3 protein-coding genes are annotated in these 4,238 nt (G+C 29.6%); all 3 read right to left on the bottom strand.

Going from position 1 to position 4,238, the window contains the following annotated elements:
• Window positions 1–2,545, bottom strand: a 2,545-nt coding sequence (carB, locus tag IC214_RS03590) for a carbamoyl-phosphate synthase (glutamine-hydrolyzing) large subunit (RefSeq protein ID WP_227866231.1), incomplete at its 3' end; no start/stop codon positions are given.
• Between the two features lie 184 nt (window positions 2,546–2,729).
• Window positions 2,730–3,779, bottom strand: coding sequence for a glutamine-hydrolyzing carbamoyl-phosphate synthase small subunit (gene carA, locus IC214_RS03585; protein WP_227436401.1), 1,050 nt, complete (start codon window positions 3,777–3,779; stop codon window positions 2,730–2,732).
• Between the two features lie 257 nt (window positions 3,780–4,036).
• A partial coding sequence (locus IC214_RS03580) for a hypothetical protein (RefSeq protein WP_160113107.1) occupies window positions 4,037–4,238 on the bottom strand: 202 nt, incomplete at its 5' end.

The raw sequence follows: 4,238 nt of genomic DNA, 5'->3' as shown, positions 1-4,238 counted from the left end.
TACTTATATATGGTACTGTTCTACTGGCTCTAGGATTAACCTCTATTATATATAATTCATTCTGGAATTCTATAAATTGTATATTAACCATACCAATTACATTAAGGTCTAAAGCTATTTTTTTAGTATATTCTAGAATTTTGTCTTTTATCTTATCAGATATATTTTGGCTTGGATACATTGTCGTACTATCTCCAGAGTGAACTCCAGCTCTTTCTAAATGTTCCATTATTCCAGGTATTAATATATCTTCTTTATCACATATAGCATCTACTTCTATTTCTCTACCAGTTAGATATTTATCTATAAGTACTGGATTCTTATGGTCTCTGGCAAAAGCATCATCTAAATACTGAGTTAATTTTTCCTCGTTATAAGTTATTTCCATACCTTGACCACCAAGTACATAAGATGGTCTAACTAATACTGGATAACCTAATTCATTAGCAACTTCAATACCTTCATTAGTTGTCCACACACCTTTTCCTTTTGGTCTATTTATATCTAATCTCTCTAATAAGTCGTCAAATTTTTCTCTATCTTCTGCTGCATCTATATCATCAAAATCAGTTCCCAATATAGGTATTTTTTTCTCATGTAAGAACTTAGCTAGTTTTATAGCTGTTTGTCCTCCAAATTGTAGTATTACACCTTCTGGTTTTTCTTTTTCAATTATGTTTAAAACTTCTTCTTCTGTTAATGGTTCAAAATATAGTTTATCTGATGTATCAAAATCTGTACTTACTGTTTCAGGGTTATTGTTTACAATTATAGTTTCTATACCCATTTTTCTTAAAGATTTTACACAGTGAACTGAACAATAGTCAAATTCTATACCTTGACCTATTCTTATTGGTCCAGAACCTAATACTACAACTTTTCTCTTATCACTTACAACTACTTCATCATATTGCTCATAAGTTGAGTAGTAATATGGAGATAGAGCTTCAAATTCTCCTCCACATGTATCAACCATTTTATAAACTGGTTGTATATTATATAGACTTCTTAATTCGTATAATTTTTCTGGGCTTATCTTCATTAAGTCAGATATACCTTTATCAGAGAATCCTTTTTTCTTTAATTCATGTAAGTATTCCTTATCTAAATCTTCTATTTTAAGACCTTTTAATTTTTCTTCTTGCTCAACTATCCATTTAAATTTATTTATAAACCACTTATCAACACCAGTGATTTCTTCTATCATTTCTACTTTATAGCCTCTTCTTATCATTTCAGCTAAATCAAACAATCTTTCATCATCAGGTACTACAACTCTTTTCTTTAGCTCTTCTAACGTTCTACCTTCTGATGGAGCATGAACTAATGAATATTTTCCTGTTTCTAGTGATCTTATTCCCTTAAGAATAGCAGCTTCAAAGTTGCTTCCTATACTCATTATTTCACCAGTTGCCATCATCTTAGTTCCTAATTTTCTATTTGCCTTTTTAAATTTATCAAATGGCCATTTTGGTATTTTTACTACTACATAATCTAAAGTTGGCTCAAAACAAGCATAAGTTTTTTTAGTTACTGCATTTTCTATTTCATCCAAAGTATATCCTAAGGCTATCTTAGCTGCCACTTTTGCTATTGGATATCCTGTAGCTTTTGATGCTAGCGCTGATGATCTACTAACTCTTGGATTTATTTCTATTATTGCATATTCTAAACTATGTGGATTTAAAGCTATTTGAACATTACATCCACCTTGAACTTCTATTGCATTTATTATATCTATTGATGCTTTTCTAAGTAGTTGGTATTCTTCATCACTTAAAGTTTGACTTGGAGCAACAACTATACTATCTCCTGTATGAACTCCAACTGGGTCTACATTTTCCATGTTACATACAGTTATACAGTTTCCATTCCCATCTCTCATTACTTCATATTCTATTTCTTTCCAACCTTTTATACTCTTTTCAAGAAGAACTTGACCTACTGGACTTAATTGCAATCCATGTGAAAGTATCTCTCTTAATTCTTCCTCAGTATCAGCTATACCTCCGCCAGTTCCACCTAGTGTATATGCTGGTCTTACAACCACTGGATATCCTATTTTGCTTGCAAATTCAAGACCTGCTTCTAGGTTTGTAACTATATCACTAACTATTACAGGTTGATTTATTTCTTTCATTACTTCTCTAAATAAATCTCTATCCTCACCCTTTTTTATAGACTCTATAGATGTACCTATAACTTTTACATTATATTTATCTAGTATACCAGCATCATGTAATTCTACAGCCAAGTTTAGTCCTGTTTGACCACCCATACCTGCAAGTAAGCTATCTGGTCTTTCTTTTTCTATTATTTTTTCTATAAATTCTATTGTTAATGGTTCTATATATATTTTATCTGCAATTTCTTTATCAGTCATTATCGTCGCTGGATTACTATTTACTAATACAACTTCTATTCCCTCTTCTTTTAATGCTTGGCAGGCCTGTGTTCCTGAGTAGTCAAACTCTGCTGCTTGACCTATTATTATTGGCCCTGACCCTAATACTAAAGTTTTCTTTATACTATCTAATTTAGGCATAACTCTTTCTCCTTATCTAAACAATTTTCACAGTTTCTATCTTCATAATCTATACAATCAATTTTAATTATTTTATTCCATATTAAATTTGAGATTATTTATTATATCTATATTAATTAAACCAATATTTTTTTGATTTAAGTTAGTCTTATTTTTAGTTATATATTATATATATTGATATTATTTATTTTACGAACTCTAAAAACTTATCGAAAATATAGTCATTATCTTTTGGCCCTGGACAAGCTTCAGGGTGGTATTGAACACTGTATACATCTAGCTTCTCATGTCTCATTCCCTCAACAGTATTATCATTTAAATTTATATGTGTCACTTTCATTTGTTCAGGAACTTCTGAAACATAATATCCATGATTTTGAGAAGTTATAAATACTTTTCCCTCTTCTAAATCTTTAACTGGATGATTTCCACCTCTATGTCCAAATTTAAGTTTAGCAGTTTTTCCTCCAAGAGCTAGGGCTAAAAGCTGATGCCCTAAGCATATTCCAACTATAGGCTTTTTACCAATTAGAGCTTTTATATTTTCTATAACATCTTCTAAATCCTCTGGGTCTCCAGGCCCATTTGATAAAAATATTAAATCAGGGTTTATACTTAATACATCTTCTGGAGATGTTGTAGCTGGGAATATTGTTATATCACATCCACGAGCTATAAATGATCTTAAGATATTTCTTTTAACTCCAAAATCCATAACAGCTACTTTTGGTCCATTTCCTTCTATATGCTCTACTTCTTTTCTTGTAACCGTTCTAACTGCTTCTGTATTTGAAAACTTATCTAATTTATGTTTAACATCTTCTAACTTGCTATCTTCTAATGTAATTATACCTTTCATTGTCCCATTATTTCTAAGTATCTTAGTTAAAGCTCTTGTATCTATTCCTTCTAGTCCTATCACTTTATTTTGCTTTAAATATTGGTCTATATCAATCTCACATCTAAAATTACTTGGAGAATCACTTTTTTCTCTTACTATAAATCCTTTCACTTGCACTTTTTCAGATTCTGCTGATGATAAATTTATACCATAATTTCCTATAAGAGGATAAGTCATAGTAACTATTTGACCATAGTAAGAAGGGTCTGTTAAAACTTCACCATATCCTATCATCGAAGTGTTAAATACTACTTCTCCTACACTTTCTTCTAAATATCCAAATGCTTTTCCTATAAAAACTGTCCCATCTTCTAATATTAACCTTGCTTTCATATTACAGTACCTCCTATAATTCTCTTTAGGCAAACTAAAGAACATTAACTAAATATAATCTTTTAAATATCTATATCTATTTTTCACTTTTACATTCTAGTTTTATACTTATTTACATTTATTTTTTATCTTTTTCTATTATACTACAAATTTCTTAAAAAAAAGAAGTTATCTCAAAAGTAAAAACTCATAGAAAAAATAACTTCTTCTTTTTAATTTAATGATTAAATTCTTAAACTATACAATCAACTTAATTTCTATTCAGCTATATTGTAAACTTTTAACTTATCTTTGTTTAGGTGTTTTTTCTTAACCTCTACTAGAGCTTTTAGTGTATCTAAAGATGTCATTATTTCAGTAGAAAATTCAATAGCTGTTCTTCTCATTTTAAATCCGTCTCTTGTTGAGTCATTACCTTTAGTAGGTGTATTTATTACTATATCAACTTGTTTATTTCTT

Origin of the sequence: Clostridioides sp. ES-S-0190-01, from assembly GCF_020658275.1 — a bacterium.
Classification (GTDB): Bacteria; Bacillota; Clostridia; order Peptostreptococcales; family Peptostreptococcaceae; genus Clostridioides.
The sequence above is the reverse complement of the archived record's forward strand: the minus strand, read 5'-3'. Positions and strand labels throughout refer to the sequence as shown.